The following is a 20,850-nucleotide window of genomic DNA, read 5'->3' as shown; positions in this document are numbered from 1 at the left end:
CTACGTTCTCCCGGCCACTTCCATCGTAAAACGACCATAAAAAAAGGCCAACCAGAAATTCTGGCTAACCTGATAATACGAAGGACCGCTATTTTCAGTGTCGGAGGGATGCGGTTTTTGGGGACATCGTTGACCGGAGCAGACAATTAGTACATGTTATGAAATACGCAACATAAAATTTGACTTCGGAGAAATAACGAGCTATCATTTGTTCAACGATCGTTTAGTGGAAAAGGAGCGCTATTTGTATGGCTCAATCGGGTAATCCCAAAAGAATGACCAGCCGCGATATGCAGGCTGCGGAAAGGAAACAGCAAATTCTTGACACCGCCAAGCGTTTGTTCGCCGAAAACGGATACCATGCCACATCCATGCGGGAATTAAATAAAGAAATCGGCATGACAGAGGCATTAACCTATCATTATTTTCCGGGAGGCAAACTTGAGATTCTAAAAGCCGTCTTGCAGCAAACGCAGGAGGAAAGAATGGACAGTTTCGTCGGGTTTTTCGCGGAAACGTTCCATGCCGGCAATTCCTTGCGGGGCGTGCTGCTGGCTTTGATTCGGGGAATTAACGAACGGAGTTTAAAAGATCGGGAATATTTCCAGATTCTATTTCGGGAACGGAAACTGCTTGGGAAGGAACAAAATGATGTGCTGGATGAAATGACCAAGCGGCCGTTTGAGGCTATGGCTGTTTATTTACAGGAGCAGTTTGCCATAGGAAAGGTCCGTCAAATGGATTTTTCGATGGCGGCTTCCCAGTTTTTGTCTCATATCATTGTTCTCATCGTTCAACAAATGATAAATGGCAATACCTTGGCTCTGGCGGAAGCGGAGCATATCGCCGATTTTTACGATCAATTGTGGGCCGGGTAGACCGCAATTTTTTTGTCAATTTGACTTAACGAACGTTAAGTTAGTCGAAATAAAGGAGGAGTCCAGCATGCTTCAAGAAATGATCAGAACTGAGCATTTGACCAAAAGATACGGAGACAAAACGATCCTCGACGATGTTTCGCTATCGGTGAACAAGGGGGAAGTCTATGGTTTTCTGGGGTTGAACGGAGCAGGCAAAACAACGACGATTCGCACCCTGCTCGGCATGATCAAGCCAACTTCCGGAGACGTATATATATGCGGAAAACGTCTGTCGGGCGGTGAAGAGGAAGTGTGGAAGCGGGTAGGTTATATGGTTGAGATGCCCTTTGCATATCCGAATTTCACCGTCAGAGACAATCTGAAGCTGTTTGCCAAGCTGAGGGGCATTTCGAATTGGTTAAAGGCGGGAGACGAAGTGATGGATATGATCAGCTTAACCGCCTTCGCCGGCACGAAAGCCAAACATCTTTCCTTGGGCAATGCGCAGAAGTTGGGGTTGGCCAAGGCGCTTATTCATCATCCCGATATTCTTATTCTGGATGAACCTACCAATGCGCTGGATCCGGCCGGAATCGTGGAAATCAGGGAATTGCTAAAGAACCTTGCGGCAAGTTACGGAGTTACCGTGTTCATTTCAAGCCATATCCTGGAGGAAATATCGAAGCTTGCTACGAGGATCGGGATTATCCATAAGGGGGTTCTGCTTCAGGAAATCACGGCCCAGGAGTTTGAACGCATCCGCCGGAAACGCTTGTGCATCGATGCCGGGAATAAAGCTTCGGGCGCCATGTCCGTTTTGCTGAACAAAGGATACCTTGCGCAGCTGTCCAAAAGCGGAAAGCTTGTGATGAAAGATGAGGAGGCCGTTCGGCATCCGGAGACGGTAGCCAAACTGCTCGTAAGGGAAGATATCCCGCTTTTCTCATTGAACGTGGAAGAAGAAGAGCTTGAATCCTATTTTTTAAAAACCATCGGGGCGAGTGGAGGGGACAATTTATGAAAGTGTTTTGGGCAGCCCTACGCGTTGAAAGTTATAAACTCCGTTGCTCCCCGGTTTTGTGGGCAACGCTGGTATTCTTCGTTTTTGTGACAGCCGTGCGTGCGGGAGAAGGGGATCGGCCGGCTTATTTGGGAAATGTTTCGTTCATGTTTGCTACCGTTCTGGGCATCGTCGGCTTTGGGGCGGTGACCGGCTGGATGTTTGGCCGCGAGTATATGGATCGTACCTTAAAGGATCTGCTGGCGATCCCGGTATCGAGAAGCAAAATCGTGACGGCAAAAGGCTTATCCATCTTTTTCTGGTGCCTGGTTATCACGCTGATCAGCTTCGGGTTCACTCTGTTGATTGGATTTATCGCCGGTATCCCGGGATTCTCGGCAGTGCTGGCACAGCGTTATTTTGTACAATTTTTGATTCTCGCCGTTATTCATTTGTTGTTATGCGCACCGGTCGCTTTCCTCGCAAGCGTGTCGCGCGGATATTTGGTTCCGATCTCGTTTGCTTTTACCACCTTGATGATCGCTTTGATCGTGGGACCAACTCGTTTCGGCCCTTTTTTGCCCTGGTCCATTCCGGCTTTGCAGCTTAAATCAAGCGCTGCCGCTATATTTCCACTTGGTGGACTAAGCTATGCTATTCCGCTTGTGATGGGCCTTGTCGGCTTGGCAGGCACCTTGGCCTGGTGGCGATTGGCCGACCAGAATTAAAGTTCGCAGCCGATAACAATACAAAAGCCCGCGCTTTGGCGCGGGCTTTTTGAGTGTTCAAGCCGCCGTTTGAACCTCGCCGGCCTGGTTTCTTTTGATCCGCAGGGCCAGCATGGCCGCCACGAAGCAGATGAATCCGGCGATAACAAAGGCCTCCGAATAGCTGCCGAGCCAGTCGCGCATGACGCCGGCGCCGTAAGCGGCGGTGGAGGCGCCAAGCTGGTGGGCGACGACGATCCAGCCGAAAATCATGCCGGATTTTTCTTTGCCGAACGTTTCGGCGGCGAGTTTAGCCGTCGGCGGGACCGTAGCGATCCAATCGAGACCGTAAAACACGGAAAAGACCACGAGCATGGAAGGTTCGGCGGTGTTCAGCGCGTAGGGCAGGAACAGCAGGGACAAACCGCGGAGCCCATAATACCAGAACAGCAGCTTACGGCTGTCAAAACGGTCGGAGAGCCACCCGGAAATCGTGGTGCCAAATAAATCGAACAATCCCATCATCGCGAGCAGCCCGGCAGCCGCAACCTCCAGCATGCCGTGGTCGCCGCATGCGGCAATCAGATGCGTACCGATCAGTCCATTCGTAGAGAAGCCGCAAAAGAAGAAGGTCCCCGCAAGCAGCCAAAACGTAGGGTGTTTCATGGCAAACCGCAAATTTTTCAGAGGGGTAAGAAATATATTCCCGCGAAAAGCGGTCGGCTTCACCATTTCGGTTGAGCCATAAGGCGCCGCCCCCACATCATAAGGGTGGTTGCGCATCCAGATCGCGACGGCGATCAAAACGACCGCGATGCTGCCTACCGCGATATAAACGGCGTATCTCCAGCCGAAATCGGTTGTGATTTTGGCGAAGAGGGGAAGGAACAGCAGCTGGCCGGTGGCGGCGCTGGCCGTTAAAATCCCGACAATCAGCCCCCGGCGTTTGACGAACCACTGGTTGCTGACCGTAACGCCAAGCACGTTGGCCATCATGCCGGTCGCAAGGCCCGAAACGAGCCCCCACAGCAATTCAAATTGCCATAAAGCGTGGATAAGCGGGGTAAGGGCAAGACCAAGCCCAAGTATGGCAAGCGAAACGACGATGACTTTGCGGAAGCCGAACCTCAGCAGCAGGGCCGCCGAAAAAGGGCCTGTCAGGCCGTACAGAAAAATGCCCAGCGAAATTACGCTGGAAATGCTTCCCCGGCTCCATCCGAACTCATCCTGGAAGGGGACGAGCAAAATGCTCGGCAGCGAGCGGATTCCCGCCGAAACCAGCAAAGTGGCAAAGGTAAGCAAAACAACGATCCATCCGTAGTAAAAACGTGATTTTGACCGCACTTCATTAGGGGGCGTATTTATTTCGCTCATGGTTGATTCTCCTATCCTCTTTATATTTATATTTTTGTTGTACATACAAAAAAATAGAGCGAAACAAACGCGTTGTTATCTCTCCAATTGTTCGCTTGCCATCTCCTCATTCTGCACTAACATCTCGGCAAACTCTTTTCCCAGCAAGCCTTGGTAACTCTCCTTCAGCGTTTTGGACGCCTGCCGCAGGGAAGAGTCCATTTCTTTGCCTTTGCCGGTAGGATAGACCAATACGGTCTTCCCGCTGACTTGCCGCTCGACCAGGCCTTTGCCCTCAAGCTTGTCGATGAACCGGGTCAAAGTGGAGGGGGTAATGTAGAGCTTCTCCGAAAGCTCTTTTTGCGTGATGCCTGGTATTGCGATCACAAGGCGAAGCAAGTAACCGTAAGCGGGAGCCAGCCCTGTCGTGGCAAAAGCCTCGTCGGCCAGACGCGTGATAGCCCGGCTTAACCGATTCGTCGTAAAATACATGCACGTACGCAGAAATGAATCGTCGCGTTCCGGCGACGGGGACGATAGATCCGGATTCGTTTTCGTGGTCATCTTATGAATCTCCTTTCTATAAACAAGCATGGAATTGCATATTTCTATTTTGTATGTACAACAAAGATATACGAGTTGAATTTCGTTGTCAATCCCCCGACATGCCGCTCATATCTTCCAAAAGTATTCAAGCCGCGTTCATTTCTTTTTTTCCCAGGGAAGGTATAATGGTAATTGGTTCACGATCTCATGGATCGAACGAAGGGAGAGAGCTGGAAATGGCAATAAACGCTGAAACATCGCTGCCAAGAACAAGCCTCGGGGAGCTGGGAATTTCGGCTCAAAACGGCATTGGGTTTTTGGATCATTTGAAAGCGCATTCAGTCGAACTGCACAGCTTTATGCTGCTGCGCCATGGGCAAGTGGCTGCGGAGGGCTGGTGGAAGCCTTATGGTCCCGAACTGCCGCACATGCTGTTTTCGCTCAGCAAGAGCTTTACGTCAACCGCCATCGGCATGGCCGTTCAGGAAGGTTTGCTGTCCGCGGAGGATCGGGTGATTTCGTTTTTCCCGGATGATCTGCCTGACGAACTATCGCCACATCTGGAAGCCATGGAAGTCCGGCATTTGCTGATGATGGGGACCGGGCACGCCAAAGATACCATGGACGCCATGCACCCGGCTAAGGACGGCAATTGGGTTAAGGCCTTTTTGCAGCAGCCTGTGGAGCATGAACCGGGGACCTTTTTCCTCTACAACAATGGAGCTACATATATGCTGTCGGCCATACTGCAAAAGATTACCGGCCAAACCCTGCTGGAGTTTCTGCGGCGCCGGCTGTTCGGGCCGCTCGAAATCGGCCAGCCGACGTGGGAAACTTGTCCGCGGGGCATCAATGCGGGAGCGTATGGGTTAAAAATAACGACCGAGGATATCGCGAAATTCGGGCAATTGTATTTGCAAAGGGGCACCTGGCGCGGTCAGCGGCTGCTTGAGGAAGGATGGATCGAGACGGCCACCTCTAAGCAGATATCCAACGGAGACGGCGGAGACAGCGATTGGGCGCAAGGCTATGGGTATCAATTCTGGCGCTGCCGTCACGGAGTGTATCGGGGGGACGGGGCGTTTGGACAATTTTGCATCGTCCTGCCGGAGCAGGATGCGGTTATTGCCATGACGTCCGGAACTGGGGATATGCAAAGCGTCTTGAACGGGGTATGGGAGCATCTCCTTGCCGGATTTCGAGAGCCTGGCGAAGAGGCGGACCCTTTGGCCGGGGAGTTGAAGCGCCGCCTTCAGGAGCTTCGTCTGGATCCGCCGCAAAACCAGCCGAGCTCCGAGATGGAAGCGGCGGTAAACGGGCAGCGCTATAATCTTGAAGCGAACGGGATTGGATTAACCGGCTTCTCCATGGAATTCGACGGGGATGAGGCTGTTCTCGGCATTTGGCGCTCGCGCGGTGAATATCGCATCCATTTGGGGCGGCAAAGCTGGCATATTGGGCGGACATCGTTGTTTGAGCAAGAGGAGCAGGTGGCCGGCTCCTTTACATGGGAATCTCCCGAAACGCTGCTTGTGGCGATACGGAGAATCGAAGCGCCGTTTTGCCAATACATGAAGGTGAACTTCCTCGAAAACGGAATCGAGCTGCGCGGCGAAATGAACGTTTCGTTTGATGAGCAGAAAGACGATCCGATCCGCGGAAAAAAAGCCTAGCAGCGGCGCATTCATTTTTCCGGACATATAACGGACCAATCGGCAGTCAGCCGACATCAAAGCGAACCGGTGCTGAAATTCAGCACCGGTTCTTTATTCGTCGTGCGGCAACTCTTTTCGAATAGAAATATCCGTTAGATATGTACACTCGTCCGATTTTCTGTACAATCAAAAGTAGTGAAATGAGAAATATTCTCGGATATGGGGAATCGAAACTATGGGATCGGAAATCAACGTTTATATCACGCTCGTCGCCACTTCCGGCGTACTTAACTTTTTCCTCGGCTTGTACGCCTTCTTGAACCGCAAGAATATACCGTACTCGCGGACCTTTCTGTTCTATAATATCGCCTTGGCCATTTATATTTTTGGTTTTGCCTTCGAGCTGTCCAGCGGTTCGCTTGAAGAGATCAAACGTTGGATTATCGTGGAATACGTAGGCATGCCGTCTTCCGCCGCCTTAAGTCTTCTGCTCGTGTTTCGCTATCTTGGCAGAAATATTCCCCGCAAAGCGGTGGCGGCGATGTTCGTCATTCCCGCGATTACGCTCGTCATGGTAGCGACGAACGATGCTCACCATCTTTTTTACAAATCGATCGGTTTGCAGGAATCTTCCCCGATCCCGCTGGTCGATATCGAAATCGGAAAGTGGTACATCATTCACGGCGCTTATACCTTCGGATGCTTGCTGGGAGGAATGATTCTGCTGCTGCGCCGCTGGAAGCATACGAAGAAAATGTACCGCTTCCAGCATGCGACTTTGATTCTCACGCAGTTTATCCCGATGCTGGCTTCCTTCCTCTACTTAATGGGCGTTACCCCGGAGGGAATGGATCCCGTTCCTATGGTGCTGTGCTTGACCTCGGCTATGTATATTTGGGCCATCGTTTCTTCGCGACTGCTGACGATCGTGCCGATCGCCAAGGAGAGCATTTTCGAAAGCATGCGGGAAGGGGTTATCGTGCTCGACAGCGCACGCCGGATCGTCGATTACAATCAGGCCTTGGCCTCGATGCTGCCTTCGATGAGTCATCGGATGGTTGGCAGAACGCTCGTACAGGTTTGGCCTGAGCTAGCGGGAGACGCGTTTCCTTTCGACGATCAATTTGGCGGTATGGAAGCGGAGCTGCAATGGCAAACCGAAGGAAGAACGCTTAGCTGTCTTGTTCGCTCTTCGCCGGTGGTTGGCAAGGGCGGAGAAACGTTGGGCACACTGCTGATGTTGATCGACGTTACGGAGCAGAAGCGGCTTCAAGACCAGCTGAAGCAGCTGGCGTTCCATGACGGACTGACCGGATTAGCCAATCGAACCCATTTTCTGCGCCAGGGGAAGGTCATGCTGGAAGAGGCTTTGGCGAAAGGAAACTCCTGCGCTTTTATTTTGCTGGATATCGATTATTTCAAGCGGGTCAACGATGTATACGGGCATGAGACGGGGGATCGGGCGCTGCTGCATGTTGCGGAGGTTTGCGGACGCAATCTGCCTCCAAAGGCTTTATTCGCCCGCTATGGCGGTGAAGAGTTCGCTTTGGGATTGGCGGAGGTATCGATCGGGGAAGCGGCGGACGCCGCCGAAAGGCTGCGCATAGCGTTAAGCGAAGCGGCGTTTCAAACGGGGGCGGACATGATCCGCATCACGGCTAGTTTTGGCGTAGCTTGTTCTATTGGAACGGGCGATACGCTGGAATCGCTGCTTCGAGATGCGGACGCCGCCCTTTACGATTCGAAAAGAAACGGCAGAAACGCGGTCAGCATGGTTGCCGCCGCGTTGAAATAGAGGCGGAGCCGATCCGGCCCGCCATGTCGTGCTGAATAACTGCATACGTCAGCAAGGCCATGAGCTCTGCCGAAATGTTTTGACGCCTCGCTTTCCCTCCGCAGATGATAAATAACTGTAAAAATGCAGGCTTTTTCAACTTAAACCGTAAAAATAAATAAAAGCCTGTAAATGTGCTTTTATTTCAGCTCCTCAAGTTCTATCTAGTGCCTATGAGCGTGAAATAACTGCATTTTTGCAGTAAACTCGCGTTATGAACACTGAGCCTTAAAAAGGCTGTAACAATTGCGGATTAGCCTAAATGAGATTCGATCCTTTTTGAACCGGTGCTGACGGCCCCTACCGTATAGCCGACTGAAGCTACCGTTTTGCGCAGCAGTTGATCCGGCAGGTCTTCCTTCATCCGGACCACGGCGCGCTTGTTGCCCAAATTCACCTTGGAATAGACGCCGTCGAGTGCGTTCAGCGCGTTTTGCACATGCGTCACGCAATTTTGACAGGTCATTCCGTTGATATCGAGTACTTTCTCATAGGGATAATGACTGAGATCGCGATCCTGGACTTTGATCGGCTTCTGGTCCGGATCGCTGTCGGAGCCGCAGCAGCCGGAACGAAGATTTTTTCGGTAACGGAGAATACCTGCAGTCAGGGCGGCGACGATCACGGAGCATAGGACAATGGTTGCTGCCACATTCATCTTTCCTTTCTGTATGATGTGATAGGGCGGGCTTGATCCTGATCTCCCAGGAGCACAAGCCCGCCCTTTGATTTTTTTATCTGCTACGCGCCCGTCTGATGCTGCACGGCTGAAGCTTTCAGCTGTTGTTCATATTCATAGAAGCTGCAGGAAGAACAACTGCCTTTGGCGCAGCCGGAGCTGGAGCCGGAAAATTCGGGAGCTCCTGATTTTCTTGCAGCCTCGCAGGCTGCTTTATCTTCACACGCCGCACAAGCCCCGTTTTTTACAAGATAACGGATGGCCAAACCTAGAAGGGCGGCAATGACAAGGCCGATAAAGATTGTTGGTAAATTCATAGGATAACCTCCTTGCTTCCTGGCAGGTTTATTTATGCAACCAAACGGATTATTAAGCTCTCGCGCCCACAGGGCTGAGACTTGCGCTGTGGCGGGAGGCAGGACGCACCAACAGGAATATCATGAGCGCAACGACCAGTATGGCAATGATCTGCCCGGCTCCGAAGCTTGCGCCATAGAACAGGTAACCGCCTAGCTGATTAACGATAAAGGCCATGCTGTAACCGAGCAATACTTGATACCCGATGGCGATTGTCGTCCATTTGCCGCTGCCCATTTCCCGGCTGGTGGTAGCCATAGCCACGATGCAAGGCGGGTCGAAAAGGTTCAGGATCATGAACGAGAACGCGCCGATCGAAGTGAACATGGAAGCGATGCCGGTCATAACGGCGCCGGTGTTTTCCGTATCTGCAACTCCGTTCAGGACGGCCAGAGTACCAATGGCGCTTTCTTTCGCCATAAGGGCGCTGATGGTCGCAACGGCTCCCTTCCAGTTGCCGAACCCGAGCGGGGCAAAAATCCAAGCGATGGCATGTCCGATTCCCGCCAGAATGCTGTTTTCAATGTCGACCATTTGCAAACGCCAGTTGAACGTGGAAAGGAACCAAACGGCAACGACGACGGTAAAGATGATTGTACCGGCTTTGATGATAAATGCCCGCGAACGCTCCCACATATGGATGAGCACGCCTTTGACCGATGGAAAACGGTAGGAAGGCAGTTCCATAACGAAAGGAGCAGGTTCGCCTCCAAAGTATTTTGTCTTTTTAAGACCGATGCCCGACAAAACGATGACGGCGATGCCTAAGAAATACATAGACGGCGCGATCCAGAACGAATGCGGGAAAAAGGTGCTGGTAATCATGGCGATGATGACCGTCTTCGCGGAACATGGCATGAATGTGGTGAGCATGATCGTCATCCGGCGGTCTCTTTCGTTTTCGATTGTGCGCGTGGCCATGATGGCGGGTACGCCGCATCCGGTACCGACGAGAATCGGAATGAAGGATTTGCCCGACAATCCGAACTTGCGGAAAATCCGGTCCATAATAAAGGCAACCCGTGCCATATACCCCGAATCTTCCAAAATCGAGAGGAAGAAGAACAGGATGAGCATCTGAGGCACAAAGCCAAGCACGGTGCCTACGCCGCCAATGATACCGTCAACGATCAGTCCGGTGAGCCAGTCGGCGGTGCCGATCGCTTGAAGTCCCGACGTAGCGCCTTCGGTAATCCAGGAGCCGAACAGGACATCATTGACCCAATCCGTCGCAACAGTGCCGAGGGTAGTTACCGAAATATAATACATGAAGAACATGACGGCCACGAAAATCGGGAGAGCCAAAAAGCGGTTGGTGACGACGCGGTCAATGCGGTCGGAAGCCGACATGGTTTTCGGATTCTTGCGAAGGCATTTGCCGACAAGCTCCGAGATATAATCATAGCGCTGGTTCGTAATAATGGTTTCGCTGTCGTCTTCAAGCTCTTCTTCGACGGCGGTGATGATGGCTTCGAGCCGTTCCCTTTGCTCCGCGTTCAGTTGAAGGAATTCCAAAACCTTCTCATCCCGCTCGAACAGCTTGATGGCATACCAGCGGCTGCGCGCCGGGTCGAACAAATCCTTGAATTGCTCCGCAAGCTCGGATATAGCCTGTTCAACCCGCTTGCTGAACTGCTGGCGAGGAGCCGCGACAAGTTTTTCTTTGGCGAGCGCGATGGCCTTATCGGCAGCTTCCATGGAGCCGGTTCCTTTAAGCGCGGAGGTTTCGACGACTTCGCAGCCAAGCGCGGCGCCGAGTTTTTTCGTGTCGATTTTGTCGCCGGTCTTTTGGATGATATCCATCATATTTAAAGAAATGATCGCCGGGATGCCAAGCTCGAGCACCTGTGTCGTGAGGTACAGGTTTCGTTCGAGGTTGGTGGCGTCCACCAGATTGATGATGGCCTCGGGCCGATCGTTCATCAGGTAGTTGCGGCTGACGACTTCTTCGAGCGTATAAGGAGAGAGAGAATAAATTCCCGGGAGATCGGTGATGATTACATCTTTGCGTCCTCTAAGCCGGCCTTCTTTTTTCTCGACCGTAACGCCCGGCCAGTTGCCAACATATTGGCTGCTGCCCGTCAAGGCGTTGAACATCGTCGTTTTTCCGCAGTTTGGATTTCCTGCAAGGGCGATTTTGATTGCCATAATAGCCTCCATACCTCCTTGGTATGTGATAAATATCACTTATATTAACATGAAAAATAGAGGAGCCTTTTCAGATCACCTCAATGTTTTCCGCTTCGGATTTCCGCAGCGACAGCTCATAACCGCGCACCGTAATTTGAATCGGGTCGCCAAGCGGCGCGACCTTGCGCACAAGAATCTTCGTACCCTTTGTGATTCCCATGTCCATGAGACGGCGGCGAAGCGCACCGGTCCCCAAGAAAGTGGCGACGGATACGGTTTCCCCCGGCTTTACCTCTTTGAGCGTTTTCAAGATAATACCTCCTCGGTTTATGCGGTTAACACGCGGTTTGCCATGGATTTGCTGATTGCGACTCTCGTGTCCTTCACAGTGACGATGACGTTTCCGTTCATTTCGGAGATGACCTGAATCTCGGCCTCTTCCACAAACCCCAGATTGGATAGAAAACGCCGCGTTTCGTCCTTGCCTGTTATGGTTTTAACCCGGACTTTTTCCCCTGTCCGCACCATGCTCAGCGGAACGCCGGTCTTTGATGGTGAAGAAGACGGGCGGGAGGATGCAAGATTCAGGGAATTATTCATCATGGCTGTCTCTTCATTTTGCATAGCTATACACACTCCTAAAGGCTTAGGTAGGCCAACATATGGGTTTATTGCTCTTGAGGATGTCTCTACGAATAACATTTTCGAATTTTAGTTTATTGATAACGAATCTCATTGTCAATGAAGATTATGTACAAAGGGGGGATGAAATGCGCTTTTTCAACAAAGTGCCACAAATCGGTCATACCAATTAGAATGACTATTAATAGGGAGGTTAATAGAGACAATTATCAGGTAGGGAGTGCGGAGGGAGGAGAGGAGAGCGGAAATATGATAAAAAGGCCTCCTCCAAAGCCCGCACTGCAGGCCAGGAGGAGACCATCCATTATATTAAGAGAAGACGCGTTCAAATCCCCGCTGCGAACGTTCCAGCAGTTCTTCGGGACTTGCGGCCGGTTCGGCAGGCGTTAATACTTCCTGCGCCACCACGCCTTCATACCCGGCGTCTTGAAGCCCTTGCAGGAAATCACGCAAGTCGATGACCCCTTCGCCCGGATACAGCCGGTCAAAGTCCATCGCCTCGGACACGGGGAGATCGCGGGCGTCGTTCAAGTGAACATGCACGATTTGCGAATCTTTCAGCTTCGCTATATCCTGACCCGTGAATCCGGTCGTGTAGCAATGATATGAATCGACCAGCAGGCCTACGTTGTTCAGCCCGATGGCGTCAATTAGCGCTAACGTATCGCTAACCGTGTGAATAAACGGATTCGCCCAAGCCGTGCGCAAATGGTGCGGGCCCACAAACTCCAGCGCAAGGCTAATGCCGTAGGCGCTTAAGATCGAAGCGGCCAGCCGCAGCCTGCGGATCGTCTGCAGCATAAACGCTGCCGCCGGTTCATCCACCGAAGGCAAAATATAGGTGCAGCAGCTGCTGCAGCCCAGTTCAGCCGCTTGGGCAGCGTCTTCCGCAAGCGATTTCAAGTCCTCCCGGAACAGGCTTTCGGACCTGCGCCATTCCACCGGCAGGCCAAACGCGCCGAGGATCAAGCCGTTCGACTGAAACAGCTCCCGCGTGCCTTCAAGGCCAAACTGCGCAACCAGTGCCGATGGATCCATCTCCACCGCGCCAAAACCGTATTTACCCGCTAAGGTAACCAATTGTTCGTCCGTTATTCTGCCAAGTCCGGTCTTGCCGATTCCTTTAATCATAGGGGAGTCCTCCTGTTACTGATCGTTTGGGTGTTTGTTATATTTTATCACTAAAGTTTCGATTAGAAAGAGTTTGCAAGTTGGACATTGATATGTTCGATGGTTTGCTCAATGCCCAGGATGTGCTGCAATGTTTTTTTAATCGACAGGCCGATAATCAGCTCGACTTTTTTTGTGTCGATCCCGGTTCCGTCCAGCTTTTTGGTTTCCCGGATGCCATGGGAGCTTCGGTTCGAAGCCTCTTGCAGCCAAGGATACAGCGTCCGGATCGTATAGTTGTCGCTTACCTCCGGATTGGCGGTGGTCCCGCCCAGCAAACTGATTTGTTCTGCAATTTCAGTCCGGTTTACCCATTTGATGAAACGAACGGCCTCGCTTGTTTTTTCACTGGTGTTGGAAATGCCGATGACGCCGCCGCCGAGAAGAGGAGCATTGCCCGGAACCGGCGCGGACCCGATAAAAGCGCCTACTCCGCTGCGGGCGATTCTGGAAACATGGTTCATAAAACCGATCACCATGGCGGTCTCGCCTCTGGCGAAGCTGTTGACGGATTCTCCCCACCAGGTTTCATTCAGCTTTTGGGCGACGCTTAGCGTTTCCAAAAAGTTTTCCAGCGCTTTCGTGGCGATAACCGGATCGAGCTTCAACCCGTCGTCGCTTATTAATTTGCCGCCTTCCGCGTAATAGCGGATTAAAAATTCGAGCGCGAGAATCTCGGATTTGCCCAAAGTTACGCTCGTGCCGTAAGGCGTCGGCGAATGGCTGAAGCTGGACTTGGAAAAAAATTTGACCAGTTCGTTATACGACTCGTAGTCCTCCGGCACCGCCAGCTGATGCTTGAATTTTTCGAAATACATTCGTTTGATCATTTGATCCTCGAACAGATCTTTCCGGTAGAACAGCATTTGAACGCTGGGATCAAAAGGAAAAGTATAAGCCGTTTCTTCAACGTTCATGTAATTCTCTTTAATATGAAGAGGAAGGGAACCGATGATACCGTCCAACTCGGGATCCAGGCTTCCTAACGGACGAAATACATCCTTACCGAACCAGGACAACCAAGCCATATCCATCCGAATAAGATCGTAAAACGACGTATTGCCGGGATGGTCCGTCAAAATTTCATAGATTTCCTCGTAGGTATGGATGGCAAGCAGTACATTTATGCCGGTTTCCTTGGTGAAATGGGGCAGCAGCTTTTTCAGAGCATCCGTCGTAGGGCTTGGAATCGTGAGCATCGTCAGGGTTGTCCCGTTACCGCTTTGAACGGCCGATGCATTGGCTCTCGGTTCCAAACCGCTGTTTTCGAAGACCATGCGATAGACCGGTTTCTTTTGCCCGTTCACCTGCTGAATTAACAGATCGGCGATATGATGCCCAAACAGCTGATAGTTTTGCCGATATTTTGAAAATTGGTCGTCAAAGGTGGACTCGGTCGGGGCAAGGCACAAAATTTGCGGCCGCGCGCCGGCCGAACCGAAGTGATGGACATTTTTGAGCAAATTGGCCCGGCCTAAACTTGAAGCGACAATCAACTCCGGCGTCCCGTCTTCGAAAAATTCAAACGCCCTGCCGTAGGATTGGTTCAGCGGAGCGTGTATGACTTTGACCGAAGCGCCCTCAAGCCGCTCCGAAATCGCCTCGGCGAACCGGCGTTCGTTGGAGAACTTATGCTCATCCGCAAAAATGCCAATGCTTTGGAACCGGTTCTCCGACAGGTAGGCGCATATATCCCGGCCAGCTTTGACAAAATCAAAAGAGACAAAAGACTTGCCGTTCTTGATCTCCCGATTCACGAAGATAATGTTTTCTTTCGGGATGTTCAGCTCCTTGTAATAGATGGCGGCGTCGTCAAGGCAGGAAATCGCGACGATGCCGCTTACCCGCTCCTCGGCAATTTCCTTCAATATATTGTTTTCGTTAAGCGGCAAATCATAGGTAATGTAAAGATGGGTTCGATAGCCTAATTGGGTGAGGGTCGTGTCGAGGCCTTTGTACATTTGCACGTATTCCTCGGATTCGATGGTCGGGATGATGATCGAAATGGACTTCGTCACGCCGGAGCGCAGCGATTGCGCCGTATAGTTGATTTTGTAACCAAGCTTACGGGCAGCCTCCTCGACAAGCCGGATTTTTTTTGCGCTGACGTTTCCTCTTCCGTTCAATACGTTGGATACCGTACCGTGCGATACTCCGGCTGCTTTGGCAATGTCTTTAATTGTAGCCATATTGCGCATGTCCTCCCATTTTGCTTGCATGTCCCATATTACTCCATATTACTTATAAAAATTTTGACGTTCAAGAAGCGAATGAAAAAAGTTTATGAAAAGAGTGGATTCCATTTGAAATCTCATTAAAATTGACACGTTCCAATTAATTTGATAATATGAATTTGCTTATAGAACACACGACCAGGAGGCATTATTCATGTTCGGAAAAGCGGCATACAGCGGCATCAACGGGCTGCTCAATCAAAGATTCAAAGAGCGCGGAGCATTGATCGCCGTACATAGGGGAAGTCCCGGCGGCAACATCATTGAAAATACGATACCGGCCTACAAAGCGGCTTTGCAGCAAGGCGCCGATCTTCTGGAGATCGACGCGGCCAAATCGGCCGACGGCGTCCTGTACATGTTTCATGACGGCGCGGAACCAAGATTGTTGAATGAACCGGATAATATCGGAACGATGGAATCTGCCCGGATCGATCAGTTGACCTGCCGCAACAGCCTTTTTGTCCGCACGCACACCAAGCTGCAGCGGCTGGAGCAGGGACTGAATTTTCTGAAAGGCGATACCTTGATCAACATTGACCGCGCCTGGAATTTCTGGCCGGAGCTGTTTAAAGCGCTTGATGAACACGACATGATGGATCAAATTATTTTAAAAGGTCCCGTAAGAAAAGAAGACCTGGAGTTCTTTGATCAGCATCCGAGCAAGTACATGTTTATGCCGATCATATTTTCGGCCGCCGAGATTGAAACGGTTCTGTCCTACTCCAACATCAATTTAGTCGGCATGGAGCTGATCGTCCGATCGGATGCCGATCCGCTATTTCAGTACGGAATGATCGAACGCCTCCACGGTTTGAATCTGTTCGTGTGGGCAAATGCCATTACCCTGGACGACGATACGTTGTTGTTCGCCGGGCTGGATGACGATACGTCGATCATTCATAGCCCTGATCTGGGGTGGGGGCAGCTGCTGGATAAGAAGATTGACATCATTCAAACGGACTGGCCGGCGCTGCTGCTTGACTACAGGGACCGGTATATGAAAGAGAACAACGGAATGCCGACGCGGAACGGACTCATTACCGAACGGGTCAGATAATTCCATGGACAAACAGGCCGCCTCCGGCATTCGACCGGAGGCGGCCTGTTGTTTCATTTCCGAATATCCTCAGGATTTCGATTTTCTTCCGTAAACCAAATAGAGCATTACGGTGGAAATCGCCATCAGCACTACGGAATAAACCAGTCCGAGCGATTTCGCGTCGGCCGAAGCCTGCTCGCCGGTCGCATTTTGAATGGCGATGCCCAGTGGCTGAAGCAGCGGATGATATAAAAATACCGTCAAATCATAGTCCGCCAGATGGCTGTTGAAATTAAGTCCTAGGACAGCCAGCGTGGAAGGAAGGACGATCGGAAGGAGCACTCTTCGAAACGTGTAGAAGGTGCCGGCTCCCAGGCTTCTGGCCGCGTCCTCCAAGGAATTGTCAATGGTGAAAAAGGTGGCTTTCAGCATACGCAGCGTGAACGGAATCAGGACAATCATGTAGGCGATCATCAAAATCCACATCGTTCCGGTGAGCACGTGGTTTGCCAGAATCCATCTTGGCGTATCGTACGTAATGATCAGTCCCAGAGCGATCAGCGTCGACGGCAGCAGCCAAGGGATAAGCATCGCGTATTCCAAAGCGGTCGTAAAGAGATTGTTGTACTTATGAAGGATGCGCGAAACGAGCAGAGACAGCGCCACGACAAGAACGGACGCCACGGCGGAATATAAAATACTGATTATATAAGGCTGATAAGCATTCGTGTCGGTGAACAGCATCCGGTAGCTTGCCAGCGTAAAATGGTCCCAGGATAAGCTGGACGTGGAGATGCTGTAGGAGTCCGTAAAGGAAAAAACAATCGTCAGCAGGACCGGCAAAGAATAGATGGCAAACAGAAGGTAGGCTATGCCGTGAATCAGCGCGTTCAATCCCTTGTTTCCGATTTTTTGCTTTTGGATCTCCGATTTCACTTTGGAAACGGAGATATAGCTGCCCTTCTTTTCGATTCTTCTAAGGAAGGTCAACAGAATCAGCGTTGCCGCTCCCAAAAATATCGCCAGCACGGAAGCCACGTCCCGGGAGGTAACGCTTTTGGAAAAAGAGAGGATCATGGGGGTGATGGTCTGGAAGTCCGTACCGCCGACAATCAGCGGCGCGGAGGTTGCTCCGAGGCCGGTCAAGAACAGCAGGATCGTAATGGCGAATAAAGTGGGCTGCAGCACAGGCAGGATGACTCTCCGCAAAATATAGAAGGCGGACGCCCCCATATTCCTTGCCGCCTCGACGGTTTGGAAATCGATTTTGCGGATGGCGTTGGACAGGAAAAGAACATGGTTGGACGTGCAGGCAAACGTCATGACGAACAAAACCGCCCAGTAGCCGTGAAACCATCCGGCGGGAAAGGAGGGGAACAGACGGACCAGAAATTTCGTGATAAAGCCCTGTTCTCCGTACAAAAATTTATAGCCCGAGACCAGCACGATACCGCTATAAACAAGCGTAGTATAGTAGCCCAGCCTAAGCAGCTTGGAGCCTTTTATGTCGAAGTAATCGGTCACGAACACCAGAAATATGCCTACGATATTGACGGTAATGACCATGGAAACCGCGAGAATAAAACTGTTGAGCAAGCTTTTCAGAGCTCTTTCGGAGTGCAGCAATTTTTGCACGGGTTCCAAGGAAAAGCTCCCTTTTGCCCAAAAAACGGCTTTCAGAAGGTTGAAATTCGGATAAAGCAGGAAAGCGACAACAAACCATGTTAAAAATAAACCGATAATCAGCCCGATGATTTTCCCGGTAGTTGCGTGTTTTCGTATGAGTTCCATAGCGGTCAGGAAGGCCTCCTAGTATTGCAAAATGTCGGCCGAACGGATATAAACATCCAGTTCGTTCCCTTTGATGTAGCGGTTTCTTCCATCTTCGATTTCCACCTTTTTAAGCAGGGCACCGCCGGATTCGAACGTATATTTCGTGTACAGTCCATAGTACTCGGCATCGGCGACGATGGCTTTGATTCTGGCAAATCCGGCGGTGTCGCCCTCGGGGAGCGAGGTGTAAACCTTCTCGGTCCTTAAATAGGCCGCTTTGTTCAGATTGAACGGGTGTCCCGAAGAGGCGCTGATTTTTTCCAACAGAGAGCCGCCCAGCTTATTGATGTCTCCGATAAAGTTGCAGACGAATTCTGTAGCGGAACGATTGTAAATTTCGTAAGGCGTTCCGACCTGCTCAACAACCCCGTGATTAAATACAGCGATGCGGTCCGATAGGGTCAAGGCTTCTTCCTGATCGTGGGTCACGTAAATCGTAGTAATGCCGAACCTTTTTTGTAAACTTTTCAGCTCGTTTCTGAGTTGGACACGCAAGCTGGCGTCCAGATTGGACAGCGGCTCGTCCAGCACGAGGATGCTTGGCTTCAGCACCAAGGCTCTGGCGATCGCCACACGCTGTTGTTGACCGCCGGACAACTCGGACACCTTTTTGCGCAACTGCTCGTCGTTTAGATCCACTTTTTGCGCGATAGCTTTGACTTCGGCTGCGATTTCGGTTTTTGGCATTTTCTTGACCTTCAGCCCAAAAGCGATGTTCTCGTACACATTAAGGGTAGGAAACAGGGCGTAGCTTTGAAAAACCATGCTGATGTCCCGTTTCTCCACGGGTAGATGCGTAATATCTTTGCCATCGACATAAATGGAGCCGCGCGAGGGACTGACAAATCCGACCAAACTCCGGAGGGTCGTTGTTTTGCCGCAGCCGGAGGGACCAAGCAGCGTAAAAAACTCGCCTTCCCCGATCTGAAGATTCAGGCTGTTCACTGCGGTAAAATCGTTGTATTTGATTTCAACCTCTTTAAATTCAATCATGGCTTTTATGGCTCCTCGCTTGTTGTATGCAAATAAAGTCACCCGGCAAAACGATCAGGAGATGCGATTAGCACACCAGGACCATTCTGCCGGGAAGACGACCCATGCGGATTGCAATATCGGTTATGGCAAAAGCTCAAGCTGGATTTTTTCGACCCATTTATTGATGTTTTGGTTGACGAATCCCCAATCGATATCCTGACGTTTCAGCGAGGCGTCCAGTTCCTTAATGTCCTGTGCTGCGTTTTCGAGCGCTTTATCGTTGGCCGGCATGCTGGAGAATTGCTTGGACCATTCCGTCTGCACTTCCGCACTGCCGAACCAGTCTACAAAAGCTTTGGCGGTATCCAGATTTTTGGTGCCTTTGATGATGGCCACTTGCTCCACGATATACGGAACGCCGATTTCCGGTTTCACGATGCCGGCTTTTATGCCGTATTGCTGTTCCCGTGAAGAGATGCCGCTGGAGAACATCGGACCGAAGGGAGTTTTGCCGCTGGCAAGATTGGCGTAAAAGTCTTCGCCTTCGGCTTTGTAATATCCGTATTTCAGGAAGTTTTTAAGAGCGTCCCAGCCTTCTTGTGAAATACCGTATTCGCCGTTCGGATCCTGATAACGAACCAGGATGCCGGCCAAAACGGCGCGGATGGTGGCTCCGCCCAAGTCGTTCGTTCCCGGCGCGTCGTATTTGCCGTGGAATTGCTCGTTGGTCCACAAATCGGTCCAATCTTTCGGCGCTGTGCTCTCGTCGTACATTGTGGAGTTATAGATCAGGAGAATGGCTTGCTTAACCAGTGCATGGTAATAATCGTCCTTATCGCTAAGACCGGCCCCAACTTCATCCGCCCAAGCCGGCTTGTACTGCTCAAGCATATCTTGAGCCTTGAATTCTTCGTAGTTCATGTTGCTCAAACCGTAAACTACGTCGGCAACCGGTTTGTTCTTCTCGGCAATCAGACGATTGGCGATATCGCCGCCTCCGCCTTCCACGATTTGCAGGTCGAATCCTTGTTCCTTGGCCTTTTCCTTAAGCCAATCGCCCCGGCCGTCGGAGGCGGAGTTGGTGTAAATCACAAGCTTGGCATTTGCGGCGGGTTTGGTGGAGTCGGCTGAATTGGCCGAGTTGGTCGAATTGGTTGTGCCCGCTGCATTGGCGGAATTAGCCGAATCGGTTGAATTGGCGTTATTCCCGCAAGCGGCCAAAGAGCTTGCCAAGACGATTCCGAGCAGGGGCAGCAACATCCGTTTGAATTTGGTTTTCATGCAAATCTCCCTTTTGTAAGTTTTTTTGGAACGTGTCAATTTTCAGGTTCATTATAACAACCCGACAAAATCACCGTCAATCGAATTGACGTTATTTAACGCGGGGCTAACAAAGTTAATAAAACATGAGGACTGTAAAGCGAAAGGGGGATTAATGGACAGTACCTCGTGAACTACCAATAGACGCTTAGCAGCACTTCTCAACGATGTAACTGCACTAGCTAACAATGGAACTACACCAGCTAACTTATGGAAAACGACAGTAGTCAATGGTAGTACACACTAGCCAATTTATGTAACCACACTAGCAAACTTATGTACCACACTGGCCAACTTATGTGCCACACCAACCAACGATGGAAACTAAACTAACTGGAAATTCTCCTGCTAATTGGCCCCTTTTTGATTTTGGTTGAACAATAACTGGAAATCCTCCAGCTAAATCATCGATGTAGGCCGTAGACTGGTCCGTTTGCCGAAATTAGTTAAGATGAACGAAAGGCAGCCCCTGTTCGCACACCGTAGGTTAAAATGGAAGTGATAGACCACCAT

The 20,850-nt window shown here is 51.0% G+C and carries 18 protein-coding genes; 6 read left to right on the top strand and 12 right to left on the bottom strand.

The features are described 5' to 3' along the window. Positions 1-248: 248 nt before the first annotated feature. The 3 genes from ACI48K_RS25410 to ACI48K_RS25400 all read left to right on the top strand — a co-directional run bounded on the left by ACI48K_RS25410 (position 249) and on the right by ACI48K_RS25400 (position 2,588). Entirely contained in the window at positions 249-878 is a 630-nt protein-coding gene (locus ACI48K_RS25410; protein ID WP_475030426.1) for a TetR/AcrR family transcriptional regulator, read from the top strand. Positions 879-945: 67 nt separating this feature from the next. Beyond that, positions 946-1,881, top strand: coding sequence for an ABC transporter ATP-binding protein (locus ACI48K_RS25405; protein WP_475030425.1), 936 nt, complete (start codon positions 946-948; stop codon positions 1,879-1,881). Next, positions 1,878-2,588, top strand: a complete 711-nt coding sequence (locus tag ACI48K_RS25400; protein WP_475030424.1) for an ABC transporter permease — start codon at positions 1,878-1,880, stop codon at positions 2,586-2,588. The genes ACI48K_RS25405 and ACI48K_RS25400 overlap by 4 nt, the downstream gene beginning before the upstream one ends. A 57-nt stretch (positions 2,589-2,645) precedes the next feature. On the opposite strand, the gene ACI48K_RS25395 is transcribed toward ACI48K_RS25400, so the two are convergent. Together ACI48K_RS25395 and ACI48K_RS25390 are read right to left on the bottom strand one after the other, a co-directional pair. Further along, on the bottom strand, positions 2,646-3,941 hold the full coding sequence (locus ACI48K_RS25395; RefSeq protein WP_475030423.1) for an MFS transporter: 1,296 nt from the start codon (positions 3,939-3,941) through the stop codon (positions 2,646-2,648). A gap of 75 nt (positions 3,942-4,016) precedes the next feature. Further along, a complete protein-coding gene (locus ACI48K_RS25390; protein WP_475030422.1) occupies positions 4,017-4,484 on the bottom strand; it encodes a MarR family winged helix-turn-helix transcriptional regulator in 468 nt (155 codons plus the stop codon). Positions 4,485-4,702: 218 nt separating this feature from the next. Between ACI48K_RS25390 and ACI48K_RS25385 the strand changes: the two genes are divergently transcribed. Further along, positions 4,703-6,139: a serine hydrolase domain-containing protein gene (locus ACI48K_RS25385; protein WP_475030421.1), complete on the top strand. Its 1,437-nt coding sequence runs from the start codon at positions 4,703-4,705 to the stop codon at positions 6,137-6,139. A 217-nt stretch (positions 6,140-6,356) separates the two neighbouring features. After that, the gene (locus ACI48K_RS25380; RefSeq protein WP_475030420.1) at positions 6,357-7,916 is read left to right on the top strand and encodes a histidine kinase N-terminal 7TM domain-containing diguanylate cyclase; all 1,560 of its coding nucleotides are present in this window, start codon (positions 6,357-6,359) and stop codon (positions 7,914-7,916) included. Between the two features lie 292 nt (positions 7,917-8,208). On the opposite strand, the gene ACI48K_RS25375 is transcribed toward ACI48K_RS25380, so the two are convergent. The 7 genes from ACI48K_RS25375 to ACI48K_RS25345 form a co-directional block, all read right to left on the bottom strand. Continuing rightward, positions 8,209-8,607 (bottom strand): heavy-metal-associated domain-containing protein, encoded by a 399-nt coding sequence (locus ACI48K_RS25375; protein WP_475030419.1) that lies wholly within the window; start codon positions 8,605-8,607, stop codon positions 8,209-8,211. A gap of 89 nt (positions 8,608-8,696) precedes the next feature. Then, positions 8,697-8,951, bottom strand: coding sequence for a hypothetical protein (locus ACI48K_RS25370; protein ID WP_475030418.1), 255 nt, complete (start codon positions 8,949-8,951; stop codon positions 8,697-8,699). Between the two features lie 52 nt (positions 8,952-9,003). Next, positions 9,004-11,139 (bottom strand): ferrous iron transport protein B, encoded by a 2,136-nt coding sequence (feoB, locus tag ACI48K_RS25365; RefSeq protein WP_475030417.1) that lies wholly within the window; start codon positions 11,137-11,139, stop codon positions 9,004-9,006. A gap of 70 nt (positions 11,140-11,209) precedes the next feature. Next, on the bottom strand, positions 11,210-11,431 hold the full coding sequence (locus tag ACI48K_RS25360; protein WP_475030416.1) for a FeoA family protein: 222 nt from the start codon (positions 11,429-11,431) through the stop codon (positions 11,210-11,212). Between the two features lie 17 nt (positions 11,432-11,448). After that, complete coding sequence (locus ACI48K_RS25355; RefSeq protein ID WP_475030415.1) at positions 11,449-11,745, bottom strand: FeoA family protein; 297 nt, start codon at positions 11,743-11,745, stop codon at positions 11,449-11,451. Between the two features lie 327 nt (positions 11,746-12,072). Then, positions 12,073-12,894 carry a sugar phosphate isomerase/epimerase family protein gene (locus tag ACI48K_RS25350; protein ID WP_475030414.1) on the bottom strand — a complete coding sequence of 274 codons (822 nt, stop codon included), beginning with the start codon at positions 12,892-12,894 and terminating at the stop codon, positions 12,073-12,075. Positions 12,895-12,956: 62 nt separating this feature from the next. After that, positions 12,957-15,122, bottom strand: a complete 2,166-nt coding sequence (locus ACI48K_RS25345; RefSeq protein ID WP_475030413.1) for an extracellular solute-binding protein — start codon at positions 15,120-15,122, stop codon at positions 12,957-12,959. Positions 15,123-15,321: 199 nt separating this feature from the next. Between ACI48K_RS25345 and ACI48K_RS25340 the strand changes: the two genes are divergently transcribed. Next, positions 15,322-16,227: a glycerophosphodiester phosphodiesterase family protein gene (locus tag ACI48K_RS25340; protein ID WP_475030412.1), complete on the top strand. Its 906-nt coding sequence runs from the start codon at positions 15,322-15,324 to the stop codon at positions 16,225-16,227. 69 nt (positions 16,228-16,296) lie between these two features. Here the strand turns inward: ACI48K_RS25340 and ACI48K_RS25335 are convergent, their stop codons facing one another. The 3 genes from ACI48K_RS25335 to ACI48K_RS25325 all read right to left on the bottom strand — a co-directional run bounded on the left by ACI48K_RS25335 (position 16,297) and on the right by ACI48K_RS25325 (position 20,298). After that, the gene (locus ACI48K_RS25335) at positions 16,297-18,000 is read right to left on the bottom strand and encodes an ABC transporter permease (protein WP_475030411.1); all 1,704 of its coding nucleotides are present in this window, start codon (positions 17,998-18,000) and stop codon (positions 16,297-16,299) included. Between the two features lie 18 nt (positions 18,001-18,018). Beyond that, positions 18,019-19,035, bottom strand: coding sequence for an ABC transporter ATP-binding protein (locus ACI48K_RS25330; RefSeq protein ID WP_475030410.1), 1,017 nt, complete (start codon positions 19,033-19,035; stop codon positions 18,019-18,021). A gap of 123 nt (positions 19,036-19,158) precedes the next feature. After that, a complete protein-coding gene (locus tag ACI48K_RS25325) occupies positions 19,159-20,298 on the bottom strand; it encodes an extracellular solute-binding protein (protein ID WP_475030409.1) in 1,140 nt (379 codons plus the stop codon). Positions 20,299-20,850: the final 552 nt, after the last annotated feature.

Source organism: Paenibacillus terrisolis, from assembly GCF_056171975.1.
Note: the sequence above shows the minus strand (reverse complement) of the source record. Positions and strands in the feature narration are given on the sequence as shown.

Excerpts from the sequence above, each read along its gene's own strand:
- ACI48K_RS25410 (WP_475030426.1), top strand. The coding sequence starts at position 249 with ATGGCTCAATCGGGTAATCCCAAAAGAATGACCAGCCGCGATATGCAG.
- ACI48K_RS25405 (WP_475030425.1), top strand. The coding sequence starts at position 946 with ATGCTTCAAGAAATGATCAGAACTGAGCATTTGACCAAAAGATACGGA.
- ACI48K_RS25400 (WP_475030424.1), top strand. The coding sequence starts at position 1,878 with ATGAAAGTGTTTTGGGCAGCCCTACGCGTTGAAAGTTATAAACTCCGT.
- ACI48K_RS25395 (WP_475030423.1), bottom strand. The coding sequence starts at position 3,941 with ATGAGCGAAATAAATACGCCCCCTAATGAAGTGCGGTCAAAATCACGT.
- ACI48K_RS25390 (WP_475030422.1), bottom strand. The coding sequence starts at position 4,484 with ATGACCACGAAAACGAATCCGGATCTATCGTCCCCGTCGCCGGAACGC.
- ACI48K_RS25385 (WP_475030421.1), top strand. The coding sequence starts at position 4,703 with ATGGCAATAAACGCTGAAACATCGCTGCCAAGAACAAGCCTCGGGGAG.
- ACI48K_RS25380 (WP_475030420.1), top strand. The coding sequence starts at position 6,357 with ATGGGATCGGAAATCAACGTTTATATCACGCTCGTCGCCACTTCCGGC.
- ACI48K_RS25370 (WP_475030418.1), bottom strand. The coding sequence starts at position 8,951 with ATGAATTTACCAACAATCTTTATCGGCCTTGTCATTGCCGCCCTTCTA.
- feoB (WP_475030417.1), bottom strand. The coding sequence starts at position 11,139 with ATGGCAATCAAAATCGCCCTTGCAGGAAATCCAAACTGCGGAAAAACG.
- ACI48K_RS25355 (WP_475030415.1), bottom strand. The coding sequence starts at position 11,745 with ATGCAAAATGAAGAGACAGCCATGATGAATAATTCCCTGAATCTTGCA.
- ACI48K_RS25350 (WP_475030414.1), bottom strand. The coding sequence starts at position 12,894 with ATGATTAAAGGAATCGGCAAGACCGGACTTGGCAGAATAACGGACGAA.
- ACI48K_RS25345 (WP_475030413.1), bottom strand. The coding sequence starts at position 15,122 with ATGGCTACAATTAAAGACATTGCCAAAGCAGCCGGAGTATCGCACGGT.
- ACI48K_RS25340 (WP_475030412.1), top strand. The coding sequence starts at position 15,322 with ATGTTCGGAAAAGCGGCATACAGCGGCATCAACGGGCTGCTCAATCAA.
- ACI48K_RS25335 (WP_475030411.1), bottom strand. The coding sequence starts at position 18,000 with ATGGAACTCATACGAAAACACGCAACTACCGGGAAAATCATCGGGCTG.
- ACI48K_RS25330 (WP_475030410.1), bottom strand. The coding sequence starts at position 19,035 with ATGATTGAATTTAAAGAGGTTGAAATCAAATACAACGATTTTACCGCA.
- ACI48K_RS25325 (WP_475030409.1), bottom strand. The coding sequence starts at position 20,298 with ATGAAAACCAAATTCAAACGGATGTTGCTGCCCCTGCTCGGAATCGTC.